18 protein-coding genes and 3 tRNA genes are annotated in these 15,097 nt (G+C 73.5%); 14 read left to right on the forward strand and 7 right to left on the reverse strand.

The features are described from left to right. Position 1 precedes the first annotated feature (1 nt). Positions 2-1,162 carry a CapA family protein gene (locus AC4MBH_RS02980; RefSeq protein WP_491792846.1) on the reverse strand — a complete coding sequence of 387 codons (1,161 nt, stop codon included), beginning with the start codon at positions 1,160-1,162 and terminating at the stop codon, positions 2-4. 336 nt (positions 1,163-1,498) lie between these two features. Between AC4MBH_RS02980 and AC4MBH_RS02985 the strand changes: the two genes are divergently transcribed. From AC4MBH_RS02985 to AC4MBH_RS02995, 3 genes are all read left to right on the forward strand, one after another. Further along, positions 1,499-1,984: a GNAT family N-acetyltransferase gene (locus tag AC4MBH_RS02985; protein ID WP_491792847.1), complete on the forward strand. Its 486-nt coding sequence runs from the start codon at positions 1,499-1,501 to the stop codon at positions 1,982-1,984. 26 nt (positions 1,985-2,010) lie between these two features. Beyond that, positions 2,011-2,847, forward strand: coding sequence for a phosphotransferase family protein (locus AC4MBH_RS02990; protein WP_491792848.1), 837 nt, complete (start codon positions 2,011-2,013; stop codon positions 2,845-2,847). 184 nt (positions 2,848-3,031) lie between these two features. Further along, the gene (locus tag AC4MBH_RS02995) at positions 3,032-3,787 is read left to right on the forward strand and encodes a DUF4232 domain-containing protein (RefSeq protein ID WP_491792849.1); all 756 of its coding nucleotides are present in this window, start codon (positions 3,032-3,034) and stop codon (positions 3,785-3,787) included. Here AC4MBH_RS02995 and AC4MBH_RS03000 read toward each other — a convergent pair. The 3 genes from AC4MBH_RS03000 to AC4MBH_RS03010 form a co-directional block, all read right to left on the reverse strand. After that, positions 3,771-4,700, reverse strand: a complete 930-nt coding sequence (locus AC4MBH_RS03000) for a metallophosphoesterase (RefSeq protein WP_491792850.1) — start codon at positions 4,698-4,700, stop codon at positions 3,771-3,773. The two genes, AC4MBH_RS02995 and AC4MBH_RS03000, sit on opposite strands and share 17 nt — an antisense overlap. A gap of 101 nt (positions 4,701-4,801) precedes the next feature. Further along, a complete protein-coding gene (locus tag AC4MBH_RS03005; RefSeq protein ID WP_491792851.1) occupies positions 4,802-5,278 on the reverse strand; it encodes a nitroreductase family deazaflavin-dependent oxidoreductase in 477 nt (158 codons plus the stop codon). A gap of 32 nt (positions 5,279-5,310) precedes the next feature. After that, on the reverse strand, positions 5,311-5,883 hold the full coding sequence (locus AC4MBH_RS03010) for an RDD family protein (protein ID WP_491792852.1): 573 nt from the start codon (positions 5,881-5,883) through the stop codon (positions 5,311-5,313). Between the two features lie 247 nt (positions 5,884-6,130). Here AC4MBH_RS03010 and AC4MBH_RS03015 point away from each other — a divergent pair, with 247 nt between their 5' ends. The 9 genes from AC4MBH_RS03015 to AC4MBH_RS03055 all read left to right on the forward strand — a co-directional run bounded on the left by AC4MBH_RS03015 (position 6,131) and on the right by AC4MBH_RS03055 (position 11,686). Continuing rightward, on the forward strand, positions 6,131-7,288 hold the full coding sequence (locus AC4MBH_RS03015) for a sensor histidine kinase (RefSeq protein ID WP_491792853.1): 1,158 nt from the start codon (positions 6,131-6,133) through the stop codon (positions 7,286-7,288). Positions 7,289-7,327: 39 nt separating this feature from the next. After that, positions 7,328-7,903 (forward strand): DNA-3-methyladenine glycosylase I, encoded by a 576-nt coding sequence (locus AC4MBH_RS03020; protein ID WP_491792854.1) that lies wholly within the window; start codon positions 7,328-7,330, stop codon positions 7,901-7,903. A gap of 18 nt (positions 7,904-7,921) precedes the next feature. Next, positions 7,922-9,331, forward strand: coding sequence for an amidase (locus AC4MBH_RS03025; protein ID WP_491792855.1), 1,410 nt, complete (start codon positions 7,922-7,924; stop codon positions 9,329-9,331). A gap of 116 nt (positions 9,332-9,447) precedes the next feature. Further along, positions 9,448-9,523 (forward strand) — tRNA-Thr (locus AC4MBH_RS03030). Between the two features lie 14 nt (positions 9,524-9,537). Next, positions 9,538-9,614 (forward strand) — tRNA-Met (locus AC4MBH_RS03035). Positions 9,615-9,650: 36 nt separating this feature from the next. After that, positions 9,651-9,821, forward strand: a complete 171-nt coding sequence (rpmG, locus tag AC4MBH_RS03040; RefSeq protein ID WP_491792856.1) for a 50S ribosomal protein L33 — start codon at positions 9,651-9,653, stop codon at positions 9,819-9,821. Positions 9,822-9,895: 74 nt separating this feature from the next. Further along, positions 9,896-10,288, forward strand: a complete 393-nt coding sequence (locus AC4MBH_RS03045) for an FAS1-like dehydratase domain-containing protein (protein ID WP_491792857.1) — start codon at positions 9,896-9,898, stop codon at positions 10,286-10,288. Beyond that, complete coding sequence (locus AC4MBH_RS03050; protein WP_491792858.1) at positions 10,288-10,659, forward strand: MaoC/PaaZ C-terminal domain-containing protein; 372 nt, start codon at positions 10,288-10,290, stop codon at positions 10,657-10,659. Before AC4MBH_RS03045 ends, AC4MBH_RS03050 begins: the two co-directional genes overlap by 1 nt. Continuing rightward, positions 10,652-11,686: a UDP-N-acetylmuramate dehydrogenase gene (locus AC4MBH_RS03055; RefSeq protein ID WP_491792859.1), complete on the forward strand. Its 1,035-nt coding sequence runs from the start codon at positions 10,652-10,654 to the stop codon at positions 11,684-11,686. Before AC4MBH_RS03050 ends, AC4MBH_RS03055 begins: the two co-directional genes overlap by 8 nt. A 15-nt stretch (positions 11,687-11,701) precedes the next feature. Here AC4MBH_RS03055 and AC4MBH_RS03060 read toward each other — a convergent pair whose 3' ends face one another. Genes AC4MBH_RS03060 through AC4MBH_RS03070 form a run of 3 tightly spaced genes read right to left on the reverse strand, consistent with a single transcriptional unit; the run spans position 11,702 to position 14,490 of the window. After that, positions 11,702-12,247 carry a DUF4190 domain-containing protein gene (locus tag AC4MBH_RS03060; protein ID WP_491792860.1) on the reverse strand — a complete coding sequence of 182 codons (546 nt, stop codon included), beginning with the start codon at positions 12,245-12,247 and terminating at the stop codon, positions 11,702-11,704. Then, positions 12,244-13,278, reverse strand: coding sequence for an adenosine deaminase (locus tag AC4MBH_RS03065; protein WP_491792861.1), 1,035 nt, complete (start codon positions 13,276-13,278; stop codon positions 12,244-12,246). The genes AC4MBH_RS03060 and AC4MBH_RS03065 overlap by 4 nt, the downstream gene beginning before the upstream one ends. 3 nt (positions 13,279-13,281) lie before the next feature. Further along, complete coding sequence (locus tag AC4MBH_RS03070) at positions 13,282-14,490, reverse strand: pyridoxal phosphate-dependent aminotransferase (RefSeq protein ID WP_491792862.1); 1,209 nt, start codon at positions 14,488-14,490, stop codon at positions 13,282-13,284. A 191-nt stretch (positions 14,491-14,681) separates the two neighbouring features. Here AC4MBH_RS03070 and AC4MBH_RS03075 point away from each other — a divergent pair. After that, positions 14,682-14,754, forward strand: a tRNA-Trp gene (locus tag AC4MBH_RS03075). A gap of 69 nt (positions 14,755-14,823) precedes the next feature. After that, positions 14,824-15,081 (forward strand): preprotein translocase subunit SecE, encoded by a 258-nt coding sequence (gene secE / locus AC4MBH_RS03080; RefSeq protein ID WP_491792863.1) that lies wholly within the window; start codon positions 14,824-14,826, stop codon positions 15,079-15,081. The last annotated feature ends 16 nt before the right edge of the window (positions 15,082-15,097 follow it).

A 15,097-nucleotide genomic window follows, 5' to 3' on the forward strand; every position in this document is an offset into this window, starting at 1 on the left:
GTCAGGGTGGGGTGAGACCCGAGCAGGCGCGGAGATCGGCGCGTTCCGCCTCGAACGCCACGGTGTCGGGCCGCGACATCGGAGCCGGGAGGCCGTCGGAGCCGATCCGTGCCGGGGCCCACTCCGCCCCGGTGACCCGCGCCCGACCGTCCGGCGAGCGCGCCGGTCGCACGGTGAGGGTCAGGACGCCGGTCGTCGACGTGTCGGCGGTCTGGGTGTACCAGGCGTAGTTGCCCAGGCCGTAGGCCACGTAGCCCTCGCCGAGGCGGCCGTCGCCCTGCAGGCGGTGGGCGTGGCTGCCGACGACGACGTCGGCGCCGGCAGCGACCAGGTCGGCCGCCAGCGAGCGCTGCCGGTCGTCGGGGCAGCGCTCACCCTGCACGCCCCAGTGCACGTGCACGACGACCACGTCGGCGGTGCGTGCGGCTCCGGCGACGGCGCGGAGCAGCCGCCGCGGCTCGATGGCGTCGGCCGTGCCGGCGCGGTCGTCGGTCGCCGCCCACTGCCCGGTCGGGTCGGCCGTGGGGTCGGTGCCGGCGACGGTGGCGCCGAGGGTGGCGACGACCGTGCCGCGCACGTCGGTGAGCGCCGGCTCGAACGCGTCGGCTGCGTCACGACCGAGACCGACGACGGCCAGCGGCGGGTCGGCGTCCGCGGCGGCGTCGATGGCGGCGAACGCGCCCGGCAGCGGGTCACGGCCGAAGTCCAGGGCGTGGTTGTTGGCCATCGTCGCCACGTCGATCCCGGCAGCGGCCAGGGCGGCGAACGCCGCCGGCGGTGCCTGGAACACGTAGCGCTTGTCCGGCTCGGGGGCGCCGCCGCTGCCCACCGACGTCTCGAGGTTGACGACCGCGACGTCGGCGGCGGCGAGCGCCGCGGTCGCCGGCGCCAGCGCGGTCACCGGGTCCTCGAGGCGGTCGCGCAGGGCTCCCTCGAAGTGCACGTCACCCGCCACCGCGATCGTCACCGGCCGCGGTGGCTCGGTCGGTGTCGCGGTCGGTGTGGGGGCGGGTGTGGTCGTGGGCGAGGGGGCGGGCTCCGACGTCGACGGTGACGGCGCCGCCGGCGCAGCGGGCTCCTCCGTCGAGCACGCGGCCAGCGCGGCGAGGGCGGTCAGCCCGGTCGCCAGGGCGACGCGCGTACGACGCGGTCCCGGGATCACGGCGCGAGCCTAGACGCGTCGGTGGAAGGTGATGTCGCCCTTGGGGTGTCGGGTGTGGTGGTAGTGGGTGTCGGCGAGCCCGAGTCACTGCCCGGGGAGAGGTCCCCTCCAGGACTTCGGACGAGCTCGGAGCCAGCGCGACCCCGAGGGGGTCGGAGGACGGGGGCACGCACTCGCCGAAGTGTCCGGAACCGAGGTGAAGCCGTTCGCCGTGCCGTCACCCCTGTCGTGCACCTGTTCGAATGATGGTGCAACGCCGTAGCGGCCGAAGAACCAGCGACGCCGCCGCCACCGCCCCTAGAGTGCTGCACCTCGCCAGAGAGAGGAGGGTGTCGCGTGGAAGGCACCGACGTCCGCCAGGCCGGGCCGGGTGACATCGAGGGGATCCAGCGCGTCGGGCTGCTGACCTGGCCGCCGGCGTACCTGCCGTTCACCTCACCCGACTACGTGCTCGACAACCTCAACCGGTGGTGGACACGAGAGGCCGTCGAGCGCTCGCTCGGCTCGACCCTGGTGGCGATCCACGACGACGCCGTCGTCGGCACCGCGACGTGGGGGACGTGGCAGGGCGAGCCTGTGATCTGGAAGCTCTACGTCGTGCCCGACCTGCACGGCACCGGTGTCGCCTCTCGCCTGATGGAGGCGGCCCTGGCGCGCGTCCCTGCCGGCCAGGACGTGCTGATCGAGTTCGTCGAGGGCAACGAACGCGCCCGGCGGTTCTACGAGCGGTACGGGTTCGGCCTCGACCACACCGAGCCGAACGACGACGGGACGACCACCGTCTGGTACCGCCTGCCGCGGGAGCGTCGCCGGCCCACCTGAGGCGCAACCCGTGCCATCGTTCGCACGTGGTCGGGAGGCAGGCGCGTGAGGTGGCGGCGCGCGCGTCCAGGCTCCTGTCCTGCGACCTCGTCGCGCTGCAGGAGCTGGGCGGTGGGGAGCACGCGACGACGGTGCTCGTCGCGAATGGCGAGTCCCGGCTCGTCGTCCGAGCGTTCCCGGCCGGGGACCGCGCGGTCGAGCACGAGGTGCAGGTCCTCGCGAGGGTGCGTCCGCTGGGCCACCGGGTCCCGCGACTCGTGGCACACGGGGACGACGACGACGGCCCCCTGGTCGTGACGACCAGGGTCGAGGGAGGACACCCGCTCACGAACGTGCCGCTGACCGTGGTCGCGACGCAGATGGCACGTGCCCTCGCCGTGATCCACGAGCAACCGGGTGACGGACTGCGGTCCGCCCCGACGCAGGCTCCCGCCGGCATGCAGCCGGTCGCGGTCGCCGCCCGCGCCGGGTGGGCGCGACTCGTCGCCGAGGAGCGGGTGCTGACCCACTACGACTACTGGTGCGGGAACGCGCTGTGGGTCGGTGACGTCCTCACCGGGGTGGTCGACTGGTCGGGCGCCCGGCACGCCCCACGCGGCGTCGACGTCGCCTGGGCGCGCCAGGACCTGGTGCTGCTGGGGTCCGCGGTGGCCGCTGACGTGCTCCTGCGCGAGTACGAAGGTGCCTCCGGCGTCCGGGTGCCCCGCATCCGCGAGTGGGACCTGGACGCGGCAGCGCAAGCCGCCGACGTCGTCGAGTCGTGGACAGCCAACTACCACGCGATCGGACGGCGCGAGCTCACGCCCGCCCTCCTCCGGCAACGGCTCGACCGGTGGGTGGACCACCTGCTGGCTGGGGGTTGACGAACGTCGTGGACCCGCCGCACCCCTCCCTGCGCGCCGGTCGATCACCGCTGGCGGAGGTGGTGTCTGCTCCCGGCGGACTGCTCGCAGGCGGCGGGGTGCGGCTGGCCGCGGGCCGACGGGCGCGTGAACACTCGGGAAAGCCGGCCGGCGACCCGGTCGGGCGCGACTACGGTCACCGTTCGTGTCGTCCCTGATCCGCCCACGCCTGCCCGCGCTGCTGCTCGGCCTGGTGCTGGTCCTGTCCCTCGTCGGCTGCTCGTCCCAGCCGGACGACGTCACCTCGGCAGGGGCTCCGGACGTCGCGGCCAGCACCCCGACGAAGGAGCCGGGCGACCGCCCCCTGCGGCGCACCCGGCCCGCCGTCCCACCGGCGACACCGGCGACACCGGCACCACCGGCACCACCGGCGACACCAGACCCCGCCGCGGTCGCACCCGCCACGACGGCCCCGCCGGAGCCGACCCCGACCGAGCCGGCCGGGTGCCGGGCAGCCGACCTCGGACCCGTGGAGGTCGCCGACACCGCGGTGATCGACGTACCGCCGGACGACCAGACGGGCAACCCGTACCGGATCGCCGCGACGTACCGGCTGACCAACGCCTCCGACCGGGCCTGCTCGGTGGGCGGGTGGATCGGCTTCACGATGGTCGGCGACGCGGGCGCGGGCGACACGACCACGGTCCTCCCGCAGGAGGTCCGTCGGCTGCCGGGCGCGACCGCCCCGGTCCAGCTCGAGCCCGGCGGGTCCACGGTCTTCGGCATCGTCGGCGCCGGCATGATCTGCCTCAGCGCTCCCCACCACCTCGACCTGCTGCTCGCGGAGGGCGACGACGTGCTCACCCACGTCCCGGACGAGCAGGAGTCGGCGCTCTGCTACGACGAGGGCATCGACCTCACGCCGCTCGGCACGCCCGCGCCGACTACGCTCCGGCGTTGAACGGCGAGTCCTTGCGCGAGAGGATCTCGCGGCGCTCCTCGGGCGTGAGCGCCTCGACCTGGGCGACGACGTCGGAGGGGTAGCCGCTGACCTCGGGCGCCGCGGCCAGGGGCACGACCGTGTGCACGACGCGGTCGTCGTAGAGGTGCATCATCGTGAACGACGTGTGGCCGTCGACGCCCGAGACGAACCGCTCGACCGGTGCCGGGTCGGCGGTGTAGCACGACGCGGAGGCCACCGAGACGGGCACGCCGGCGAAGGTCGAGTACGACGAGTAGTGGAAGTGCCCGCCCAGGATCACGCGCACGTCGGTCCCGGCGACCACCTCGGCGAGCGCCTCCTGGTCGGCGAGCTCGATCAGCTCGGCCGAGCGCAGCATCGGCAGCGGGATCGGCGGGTGGTGCATGGCCAGCACGGTGCCGTGCGGCGCCGGCGTGGCCAGCACGTCGGCGAGCCAGGCTCGCTGGGCGGGGGTCACGTCGCCGTGGTGGTAGCCCGGGACGCTGGTGTCGAGCGCGACCACCCGCAGCCCGTCGACCACCACGACGCGGTCCTGGGGCTCGTCGCTGGCCGCGCCGAACAGCGCCTGCGAGTACGCCGCCCGCTCGTCGTGGTTGCCCATCGTCCAGACCACCTCGGCGCCCATCGCGGCCGCGGCGGGCTCGACGAGCCCGCGCAGCCGGTCGTACGCCGCCGGCTCGGCCAGGTCGGCGAGGTCGCCGGTGAAGACCAGCACCTGCGGGGGCGGGTCGACGTGCCGCAGCCGCTCCAGTGCCAGGACCAGCCCCGCCTCGGGGTCGACGACGCCGTACTGCCGGGCCCCGCCGGCCAGCAGGTGGGGGTCGGAGAGGTGCGCGACGACGTGCCGGGGCGGCGGGTACTGGCCGAGCTGGACCGGGCGGGCGACGGGCATCCGCGCAGCCTAGGGCGCTGACGGCGCCGCCGTGGGAGGTCGCGACAGCTCGTGCGACCGATGCCGGGCACCGACGGCGACCCCGCCTGCGGGAGGGCCGCTCATCCGGCGGTGGTCGGCGTCAGGAGGAACACCGGGATCACCCGGGTGGTGCGCTCCTCGTACCTGGCGAAGTTGGGCCAGGTGCGGAGCATCACCTGCCACATCCGTGCCCGCTCCTCGCCCTCGACCTCGCGCCAGGTGACCTCGTGCTCGCGGGCGTCGAAGCGCACCCGGGCGGTCGTGGCGGCCCGCAGGTTGCCCACCCACATCGGCACGTCGGGTCCGCCGAAGTAGGACCCGGCGATCAGCCAGCCCCCGTCGTGGGGCACGCACAGCAGGGGCGTCGTGCGCGGGACGCCGCTCTTGCGACCCGGCACGGTGAGCGCGAGGTTGGGCAGGCCCGCGATGTCGAGGACCGTCACCCGGCCCCTCGTCGCCCGCTGCAGCCGGGTGTCGACCCAGACGACCTGCGGCAGCAGCCTCGGCATCCAGGAGAGGGCGCCGATCTTCACGGCGAGCGGAGTGAGCAGACCCATGGGCACCGATCATAGGGACGCGTGCGGCCCGGTCAGCCGACCTTGAGCACCTGGGTCCCGCCGGCGAAGTGGTCGTGCCAGGCGCGCCGGGCGACCGTGTCGTTGTTGATGCCGACCGCGATGAGGACCTGCCCGACGAGTGCCGCGGCGCCGGCGAGGAGCGGACCGAGGACCGGGACGACGTAGCCCAGCGGTGCCGCGGTGAAGATGTTGCGCCGGATCGCCTGCTCCAAGGTCGGCTTGCTGACGCCGTCGGGGCCCACCACCGTGAGCTTCATCAGCTGCTTGCCGACGGTCGCGCCGCGGGATGACTCGAGGAAGGCGTAGTAGCCCAGGCTCAGCCCGGTCAGCACGACGCCCAGCACGATCCAGAACAGCACCGAGCTGCCCTCGTCGTAGGTGCCGTCGTCGTCGAAGCCGGCCTCGGCGATGAGGATCGCGCCGAGGACGACGAAGAGGATCGCGTAGACGACGCCGAGGATGACGCCGTCGATGAGGCGGGCGAGGAACCGGTCGAGCAGCTCGCCGGGCCGGGTCTGGCCGGGGGTGTACGGCGCCGGGGTGCCGTAGCCGCCGTGCGGGGGCGGCGGGGGAGGGGTGGACATCGGGGCTCCTCGATCGGGGACGGTGGCGTCGGGGTCCGGCGAGTGCCGCCGGCCGCTGCCACCCTGCCCGCGGGCGCACCCCGCCCGACAGGTCACTTCGGGCTATTGCGCGACGGCTCGGAGGACGTACGGGCGTGGCGGCCGTCACCAGCGACCTCGGCGCGCCGGCTGGCAACAGGTGTCACACTGGGCCCGTGAGCCCGCTCGACCGCAGCTGGCGTCCCCGCGCCCGGCCGTGGGCGCGCCGGTGACCCACGAGAGCCGGCCCGACCGCTCCAGCGACCCGGCGTGGACCCTCAAGCTCACCCAGGCCCGACTCGACTCCCTCTCGCACTACCACCCGGACGGCGTCTTCTCGCTCGACCTGGAGGGCACCTTCACCGCGGTCAACGCCGAGGCGCTGCTGCAGAGCGGCGGCTACGCCGCCGAGGAGCTGCTGGGCCAGTCGTTCCTGATGCTCCTGTTCGAGGAGGACGTGCTCGAGGTGATGGGGCACTTCCAGCGGCTGCTCGACCGGCAGGCCAGCACGTTCGAGGTCCGGTTCCGCCGGGCCGACGACACGGTGGGCCAGCTCGAGATCATCGGGCTGCCGATCGTCGTCGACGACGAGGTCGTCGAGGTCTACGGCATCGCCGAGGACATCACCGAGCGACGGGAGTTCCAGCAGGCGCTCGCCGACGCCCGGGTCGCGGCGGAGGCCGCCAACGAGGCCAAGTCGGCGTTCCTGGCGACGGTCAGCCACGAGATCCGGACGCCGCTGACCAGCGTGCTCGCGGCCGCGGAGCTGCTCGCCGAGACCGGCCTGTCCGCCGAGCAGCACCAGCTGCTCGACGTGATGGAGCGCTCGGGCGAGCGTCTGCTGCGGCTGGTCGACGAGGTGCTCGACTTCTCCCGCATCGAGGCGGGGCGGGCCGGCATCACCCCCGTCCCGGTCGCGCTGGCCGAGCTCGTCGACGAGACCGTGCTGATCCTGCGTCGCGCGATCGAGGCCAAGGGGCTCGACTTCTCCTGCGAGGTCGGCGACGACCTCCCGGCGCGGCTCGTCGGAGACCCGGTGCGGATCGCGCAGGTGCTCACCAACCTGGTCGACAACGCCACCAAGTTCACCCACCAGGGACGGATCGAGGTCCGGGTCACCTCCGCGGGGCCGGTCGACGGCGACCGGCACGCGGTGCGGTTCGCCGTCACCGACACCGGCATCGGGTTGAGCGAGGAGCAGCAGGGCGCGGTCTTCGAGATGTTCCACCAGGCCGACTCCTCGGCGACCCGCGAGTACGGCGGCACCGGGCTCGGCCTGACGATCTCCCGCGAGCTGGTCTCGCTGATGGGCGGCGAGCTCGGGGTGGTCAGCGCCCCGGGACGGGGCAGCACCTTCGCGTTCGTCCTGCCCCTCGGCCTGCCGTGACGTCGCGCGGATGTCGGTGGTCTCGGGCACGATGACCCCGTGAGGTCCCTGATCGGCGACGACGGCCTGGCGCGCTGCCCCTGGGCCGGTACGTCGCCCGGCGTGATGCGCGACTACCACGACATCGAGTGGGGCCGGCGCGTGCACGGCGAGTCGGCCTACCTCGAGCGCCTGACCCTCGAGGCGTTCCAGTCGGGGCTGTCCTGGTCGACCATCCTCGCCAAGCGCGAGGCGTTCCGCGAGGTGTTCTGCGGCTTCGACGCCGACCGGGTCGCGGCCTTCGACGACGCCGACCGGGCGCGGCTGATGGGCGACGCCCGGATCGTGCGCAACCGGCTCAAGGTCGCGGCCGCGGTCACCAACGCCCGGGCCACGGTGACGCTGCGCGACGGGGTCGGTCTGGAGGCCTTCGTGCTCTCCTACGCCCCGACCGACCCCCCGGCCCACGACGACACCGACGCGATGGCCACCACCTCGGCGGAGTCGGTGGCGTTGTCCAAGGGCCTGAAGAAGCAGGGGTTCGTCTTCGTCGGGCCGACCACGATGTACGCGCTGATGGAGGCCGTCGGGCTCTTCGACCCCCACCTGGTCGGCTGCTACCGACGCGGTGACTGACCGGTAGCGTCGGTCCCCATGACGACCGCACGCCGCGTCAGCGCGGTCACCGACGACGTCCTCGGCACCCTCGACGCGGTCGGTCTCGTCGAGGCGTTGCGGGCCGGTGACGTCGGCGTACGCGAGGTCGTCGCCGCGGCGATCGCCCGGGTGGCCGCCGTCGACCGCGACCTCGGGGCGATGGCGTTCACCGCCTACGACCGGGCCCGCGTCGAGGCCCGCGACCCGCGGGGCGGCTACTTCGCCGGCGTCCCGACCGTGGTCAAGGACAACGTCGACGTGGCCGGGATGCCGACCCGCGAGGGCACCGACGCGTGGGTCGGCCGGCCGGCGCGGGCCGACGGCGACTTCGCCCGGATGTACCTCGCGACCGGGTTGGTCCCGCTCGGCAAGAGCCAGCTGTCGGAGTACGGGTTCTCCGCCGCCGCCGAGCACCCGAGGCTCGGCCCGGTGCGGTCGCCGTGGTCGCTGGACCACGTCGCCGGCGCCTCGTCGGCCGGGTCGGCGGCGCTGGTGGCCTCGGGGGCGCTGCCGATCGCGCACGCCAACGACGGCGGCGGCTCGATCCGGATCCCGGCGTCGGTCAACGGCCTGGTCGGCCTGAAGCCGACCCGCGGCCGCCTGGCCCAGGACAAGGCCCTGCGCGAGATGCCGGTGCGCATCGTCTCCGACGGCGTCCTCACGCGCTCGGTGCGCGACACCGCGGCGTTCCTGCGCGAGGCCGAGCACGTCTACCGGGCGCTCTCCCTGCCGCCCGTCGGGGACATCACCCGGCCGGGTCGCAAGCGGCTGCGCGTCGCGCTCAACACCACCGGTGCCCCCGGTGGTCCCGGTGCGTCGCCGGAGGTCGCCGCCCTGACCCTCGAGACCGCCGCGCTGCTCGAGGAGCTCGGTCACCGGGTCGAGGAGGTCGACGCGCCCGTCCCGGACGCGTTCCGCGACGACTTCCTCCTCTACTGGGCCTTCCTGGCGTTGTTCCTGGTCCGGTCCGGGCGCCGCCGGCACGGCCGCACCTGGGACCCCGCGCGGCTCGACAACCTCACCCTCGGGCTCGCCCGCCACGCCTCCCGCAACCTGCACCGGCTGCCGGGGGCCGTCCGCCGGCTCCGCAGGGCTCCAGCGGACGCTGCACGGCTCCACACGACGTACGACGTGGTGCTGACGCCGACCCTCGGCGCCGTCACCCCGCGCGTCGGTCACCTCGACCCCACGCAGCCCTACGAGACCGTCATCGAGCGCCTGGTGGAGTGGGTCTGCTTCACGCCCTGGCACAACGCCACGGGCGCCCCGGCGATCTCGCTGCCGCTGGCCACCTCGGCCGAGGGGCTGCCGGTGGGGATGATGTTCGGCGCCGACGCCGGCCACGAGTCGGTGCTGCTCGGGCTCGCCCACGAGCTCGAGGAGGCCCGCCCGTTCCCGCGCTTGTGACGCCCGTCCGGCACGCCGGGAAGCCCTCCGGGACGACCCCTGGGAGGCCGCCCCGAGCGGGGAATCGGAACCGATTTCACGGTTCCTCCGACCCCTGTGTATCGTTCTTCGTCGTTGCCCCTTTAGCTCAGTCGGCAGAGCGTCTCCATGGTAAGGAGAAGGTCTACGGTTCGATTCCGTAAAGGGGCTCCACCACTCTCAACCATGGCGGGGTAGCTCAGGTGGTTAGAGCACACGGCTCATAATCGTGGTGTCGCGGGTTCGAGTCCCGCCCCCGCTACCAGCACGACAGTCCAGCCCCATCGACCGAGGAATCACCGTGGCCAGCAAGAGCTCCGACGTTCGCCCCAAGATCACGCTCGCGTGCACCGAATGCAAGGAGCGCAACTACATCACCAAGAAGAACCGGCGCAACAACCCCGACCGGATCGAGCTGGCGAAGTTCTGCCCGCGCTGCCGCAAGCACACCGCGCACCGCGAGACCCGCTGAGTCCCGCCGACTCATCGCTCCTCGAGCCCGCCCCGCACACCGGTGGCGGGCTCGACTGCGTTAGCGTCGTGCCGGTGGACACCAGCATCGTGGGCCGCGGCTACCCCCCGGCCCCGCCCCACGAGGTCACCGAGGCGTCCGTGCGGGCCTTCGTCGAGGCCACCGGCGCCTCCTACGACGGCGGCCCGGCGCCGGCGACGTACCCGATCGTCCCGGCCTTCACCGCGATGATGGCGTTCCTCGAGGCCGAGCGGCTCGACCTCTCCCGCATCGTCCACGGCGCCCAGGAGTTCCGCCACGAGCGACCGGTCGTGCCGGGCGACGTGCTCACGGTGGCCCTGACCGTCGCCAGCCTGCGGCAGATCGGCGGCAACGACATCGTCGGCACCACCAGCGAGGTCACCGACGCCGACGGGGCGCTCGTGTGCACCGGCACGGCCACCCTGGTCCACCGGGGCGAGGCCTGATGCCCACGACGATCCCGGCGCGGACCTTCCGGGTCACCCGCGAGGCGCTGGTCGCCTACGCCGCTGCGAGCGGCGACCCCAACCCGATCCACCAGGACGAGGACGTCGCCCGCTCGGTCGGGCTGCCGGGCGTGATCGCCCACGGCATGTACACCCTCGCGCTGGCCGCCCGCTACGTCGACGAGGTCGTCGGCGCGACCGGGCACATCGAGAGCATCGCGGCCAAGTTCACCAAGCCGGTCGTCGTCCCGGCCGAGGGCGTCGACCTCGTCGTGACCGGCACGCACAAGGACGACGGCACGATCGTCGTCACCGCGACCTGCGAGGGCGTCTCCGTGCTCGGCGGGTGCAAGGTGCGCGTGCGTGCCTGACCTGCGCGACCACACCACGCTGCGCCTCGGAGGCCCGGCGCGACGGTGGGTCACCGCGACCACCGAGGACGAGCTCGTCGGGGCCGTGACGGCCGCCGACGAGGCCGGCGAGCCGGTGCTGGTGCTCGGCGGCGGCAGCAACCTCGTCGTGGCCGACGCAGGCTTCGAGGGCACCGTCGTCGAGGTCGCCACCCGCGGTGTGGTGGCCGATCACGACGGCGACGACCCGACCTGCGGGGGAGTGCTCGTCACCGTCGCGGCCGGCGAGGACTGGGACGCGCTCGTGGCCCGCACGGTCGAGCGCGGCTGGGCAGGCGTCGAGGCGCTCTCGGGCATCCCCGGCTCGGTCGGTGCCACCCCGATCCAGAACGTCGGCGCCTACGGCCAGGACGTCGCGCAGACGGTCGCCCGGGTGCGGGTCTGGGACCGGCGGCTGCGCGGGGTCCGCACCTTTGCCGCCGCCGATTGCGGCTTCGGCTACCGGCACTCGCGGTTCAAGGCCGACCCCGGCCGCCACGTCGTCCTCGACGTGACCTTCCAGCTGGCCGTGGGGTCCCTCGGTGCCCCCGTCGCCTACGTCGAGCTCGCGCGCACCCTCGGCGTCGAGCCGGGGCAGCGCGCGCCGCTCACGGAGGTCCGCGAGGCGGTCCTGGGCCTGCGGCGCGGCAAGGGCATGGTCCTCGACGCGGCCGACCACGACACCTGGAGCGCCGGCTCGTTCTTCACCAACCCGGTGCTGCCGGCCGCCGAGGTCCCCGAGGGCGCGCCCGCCTGGCCGGCCGGCGACGGCCTGGTCAAGACGAGCGCGGCCTGGCTGATCGAGCACGCCGGGCTCGGCCGCGGCTGGGCGGTCGCCCCCGACGCGCCGGCCCGCCTGTCCACCAAGCACACGCTGGCGCTGACCAACCGCGGCGCCGCCACCACCGACGACCTGCTGGCCCTGGCCCGGGCCGTGCGCGACGGCGTGCGGACGGCGTACGGCGTGACGCTGGTGCCCGAGCCGGTGCTGGTCGGCTGCGAGCTCTGACCTCGCCGGCAAGCCCTAGTAGCCGCTGCTGCCGATCGCCAGGAACGCGCCGAGGACGAAGACCACGAGGGCGATGCCGACGATCCCGAGCACGGTGCCGATGATGCCGGTGACCAGCCCGGTGGTCGCGGCCCACTCGTTGTTGTAGAGGCCGGGGCTCTGCGACATCTGCTTGCGGGCGCGCACGCCGAGCACGACCGCGAACGGACCGGTCAGGGTGCCGATCGCCGCCAGGCAGCAGACGAAGGTCAGCAGCGCGCAGACGACGCTGGTGATGCCGAGCCCCATCGCGGTGTTGGCGCCGCCGTGCGGCTGGGCGAACGGGTAGCCGGGCATCCCCGCCGGCGGGTAGGCGCCGTACGGCGAGGGCGGCGGCGGGTAGCCGCCCTGCGGCGGGTAGCCACCCTGCGGCGGGTAGCCGCCCTGGGGCGGGTAGGGCGGCTGCTGCGAGGGGAACGGCTGCGTGGGGTCGGGGGAGACGTAGGGGCTGGCCGGCTGGTCGCCGGACGGCGAGGCCGGCTTGGCCAGGAAGTCGGGGACGTCGTCGGGCGGCTGGCTCATGCGCGGATCATGTCACCGGGCTGGGCCAGCCACACGTCGATGTCTGCGAGGGCGGCCGAGCGGACGTCCTCGGGCGCGCGGGAGGCCCGCAGCGACATCCGCGCGAGCTCGGCCAGGGTCGGGTCGTCGAGGTCGTGGGCCGCGCGCATCGTGGCGTACTGGGCCGCGAGCCGGGACCCGAAGAGCAGCGGGTCGTCGGCGCCGAGGGCCACGGTGGCCCCGGCCTCGAGCAGCGTCGGCAGCGGCACCGAGGTGAGGTCGGTGTAGACGCCGAGGGCCACGTTGGAGACCGGGCAGACCTCGAGCGCCACGCCGGCGTCGACGATGCGGGCGAGCAGGTCGGGGTCCTCGGCCGACCGGACGCCGTGACCGAGTCGGTCGGCGTGCAGCTGGTCGAGGCAGGTGCGCACGTGGTCGGGCCCGCGCAGCTCGCCGCCGTGCGGGGCCAGCATCAGCCCGCCCCGCTCGGCGATCGCGAAGGCGCCGGTGAAGTCGGCGGTGCGGCCGCGGCGCTCGTCGTTGGACAGCCCGAACCCGATGACGCCACGGCCGGCGTACTGCACCGCCAGCCGCGCCAGGGTGCGGGCGTCGAGCGGGTGGCGGGTGCGGTTGGCGGCGATGATGACGCCGATCCCCAGTCCGGTCCGCTCCGAGGCGTCGCGCACGGCGTCGAGCACCAGGTCGGTGAACGCCGTGATGCCGCCGAAGCGGGCGCCGTACCCGCTCGGGTCGACCTGGATCTCCAGCCACCGCCCGCCGTCGCGGACGTCGTCCTCGGCGGCCTCCCGCACCAGCCGGCGTACGTCGTCGGGCGTGCGCAGCACCGACCGTGCGACGTCGTACAGGCGCTGGAAGCGGAACCAGCCCTTCTCGTCGGCCGCGCTCAGCTGCGGCGGCCACTCCGAGACCAGCGAGTCCGGCAGCACGATGCCGTCGCGCTCGGCCAGCTCGAGCAGCGTCCGGTGCCGCATCGAGCCGGTGAAGTGCAGGTGCAGGTGCGCCTTGGGCAGGGTGTGGAGGTCGCGCGCCATCCTCTACGCGAACAGCTTCTGCAGGCGGCTGATCCCCTCGACGATGTCGTCGTCACCGAGTGCGTAGGACAGGCGCAGGTAGCCGGGGGAGCCGAAGGCCTCGCCGGGCACCACCGCCACCTCGGCCTCCTCGAGGATGTACTCCGCCAGCTCGGCGGAGGTCTCGACGACCCGGCCGCCGTGCTCCTTGCCGAGCAGGCCCTTGACCGAGGGGTAGGCGTAGAACGCCCCGCCCGGCATGGGGCACAGCAGGCCGTCGATCTCGTTGAGCATCGCCACGATGGTCCGGCGGCGCCGGTCGAACGCCGTCCGCATCTCCTCGACGGCGGTCAGGTCGCCCTCGACGGCCGCGATCGCGGCCCGCTGGGCGACGTTGGCGACGTTGGAGGTCGCGTGGCTCTGCAGGTTGGTGGCGGCCTTGACCAGGTCCTTCGGGCCGATCATCCAGCCGACCCGCCAGCCGGTCATCGCGTAGGTCTTGGCGACGCCGTTGACCACGACGCAGTTGTCGACCAGGTCGGGGCACAGCACCGGCATCGACCCGGTCTCGGCGCCGTCGTAGACGAGGTGCTCGTAGATCTCGTCGGTGAGCACCCACAGGTCGTGCTCCTCCACCCAGGCACCGATCGCCCGGATCTCCTCGGTGGAGTAGATCGCGCCGGTGGGGTTGGACGGCGAGACGAACAGCAGCACCTTGGTCTGCTCGGTGCGCGCGGCCTCGAGCTGCTCGACGGTGACCTTGTAGTCCTGGGTCTCGTCGGCCAGCACCTCGACCGGGACGCCGCCGGCCAGCGCGATCGCCTCCGGGTAGGTCGTCCAGTACGGCGCGGGGAGGATCACCTCGTCGCCCGGGTCGAGCATCACCGCGAAGGCGGCGTAGATCGCCTGCTTGCCGCCGTTGGTGACCAGCACCTGGGCGGGGTCGACCTCCAGCCCGCTGTCGCGACGGGTCTTCTCGGCGATGGCCTTCTTGAGCTCGGGCAGGCCGCCGGCCGGGGTGTACCGGTGGTTCTTGGGGTCGCGGCACGCTGCCACGGCGGCCTCGACGATGTAGTCGGGGGTGGGGAAGTCGGGCTCACCGGCGCCGAAGCCGATGACCGGCCGTCCCTCCGCCTTGAGGGCCTTCGCCTTGGCGTCGACCTTCAGGGTGGCCGATTCGGCGATTGCTCCGACACGGCGTGAGACTCGTCTGTCGCGGGGGCTCGAGGTCATGGACTCATCGTAGGGACTGGCAGCGGGGAGCCATGCCCGACTCCGGCTCCTCGGTCCGGACGGGCTCCGGCGACCTCGCACGGTGGGCGTTTGGACGCGGCTCACCTCCGAGCCGTAGACTGCTCTCCTGGTGGATCTCCCCGATGCTTTGCCGTGCCCTCAACCGCACGGTCCGGCGGGGAGGTCGACGAAGGGCACTAGCTCAACTGGCAGAGCATCGGTCTCCAAAACCGAAGGTTGGGGGTTCAAGTCCCTCGTGCCCTGCACGGCAGCGACGACAGCAGCGACAGCAACAACGGCGCAGACAACGAAGTACGGCGAGAGGTGAGTGGCGTGTCGGACAGCAGCGCGGTCCGCGGACCGAGGGACGACAGGTCCCAGGAGCCGCGCAAGCGCACCAGCATCCCGACGTTCTACCGCCAGGTGGTCGCCGAGCTGCGCAAGGTCGTCTACCCGACGCAAGAGCAGCTGATCACCTACTTCTTCGTGGTGATGATCTTCGTCATCGTGATGATGGCGATCGTCTCCGGTCTCGACCTCGGCTTCGGAAAGCTGGCCTTCGAGGTCTTCACCGGCAGCGACGACATCTGATCGACCCCGGCGGTCG

It is taken from the genome of Nocardioides sp. WJ219, from assembly GCF_058559815.1.

What these genes read in the sequence shown, in the direction of transcription:
- AC4MBH_RS03000 (WP_491792850.1), bottom strand. Translation starts at nt 4,700, where the DNA reads ATGCCCGTCGCCCGCCCGGTCCAGCTCGGCCAGTACCCGCCGCCCCGG.
- AC4MBH_RS03005 (WP_491792851.1), bottom strand. Translation starts at nt 5,278, where the DNA reads ATGGGTCTGCTCACTCCGCTCGCCGTGAAGATCGGCGCCCTCTCCTGG.
- AC4MBH_RS03010 (WP_491792852.1), bottom strand. Translation starts at nt 5,883, where the DNA reads ATGTCCACCCCTCCCCCGCCGCCCCCGCACGGCGGCTACGGCACCCCG.
- AC4MBH_RS03025 (WP_491792855.1), top strand. Translation starts at nt 7,922, where the DNA reads ATGACGACCGCACGCCGCGTCAGCGCGGTCACCGACGACGTCCTCGGC.
- AC4MBH_RS03050 (WP_491792858.1), top strand. Translation starts at nt 10,288, where the DNA reads ATGCCCACGACGATCCCGGCGCGGACCTTCCGGGTCACCCGCGAGGCG.
- AC4MBH_RS03060 (WP_491792860.1), bottom strand. Translation starts at nt 12,247, where the DNA reads ATGAGCCAGCCGCCCGACGACGTCCCCGACTTCCTGGCCAAGCCGGCC.
- AC4MBH_RS03065 (WP_491792861.1), bottom strand. Translation starts at nt 13,278, where the DNA reads ATGGCGCGCGACCTCCACACCCTGCCCAAGGCGCACCTGCACCTGCAC.
- AC4MBH_RS03070 (WP_491792862.1), bottom strand. Translation starts at nt 14,490, where the DNA reads ATGACCTCGAGCCCCCGCGACAGACGAGTCTCACGCCGTGTCGGAGCA.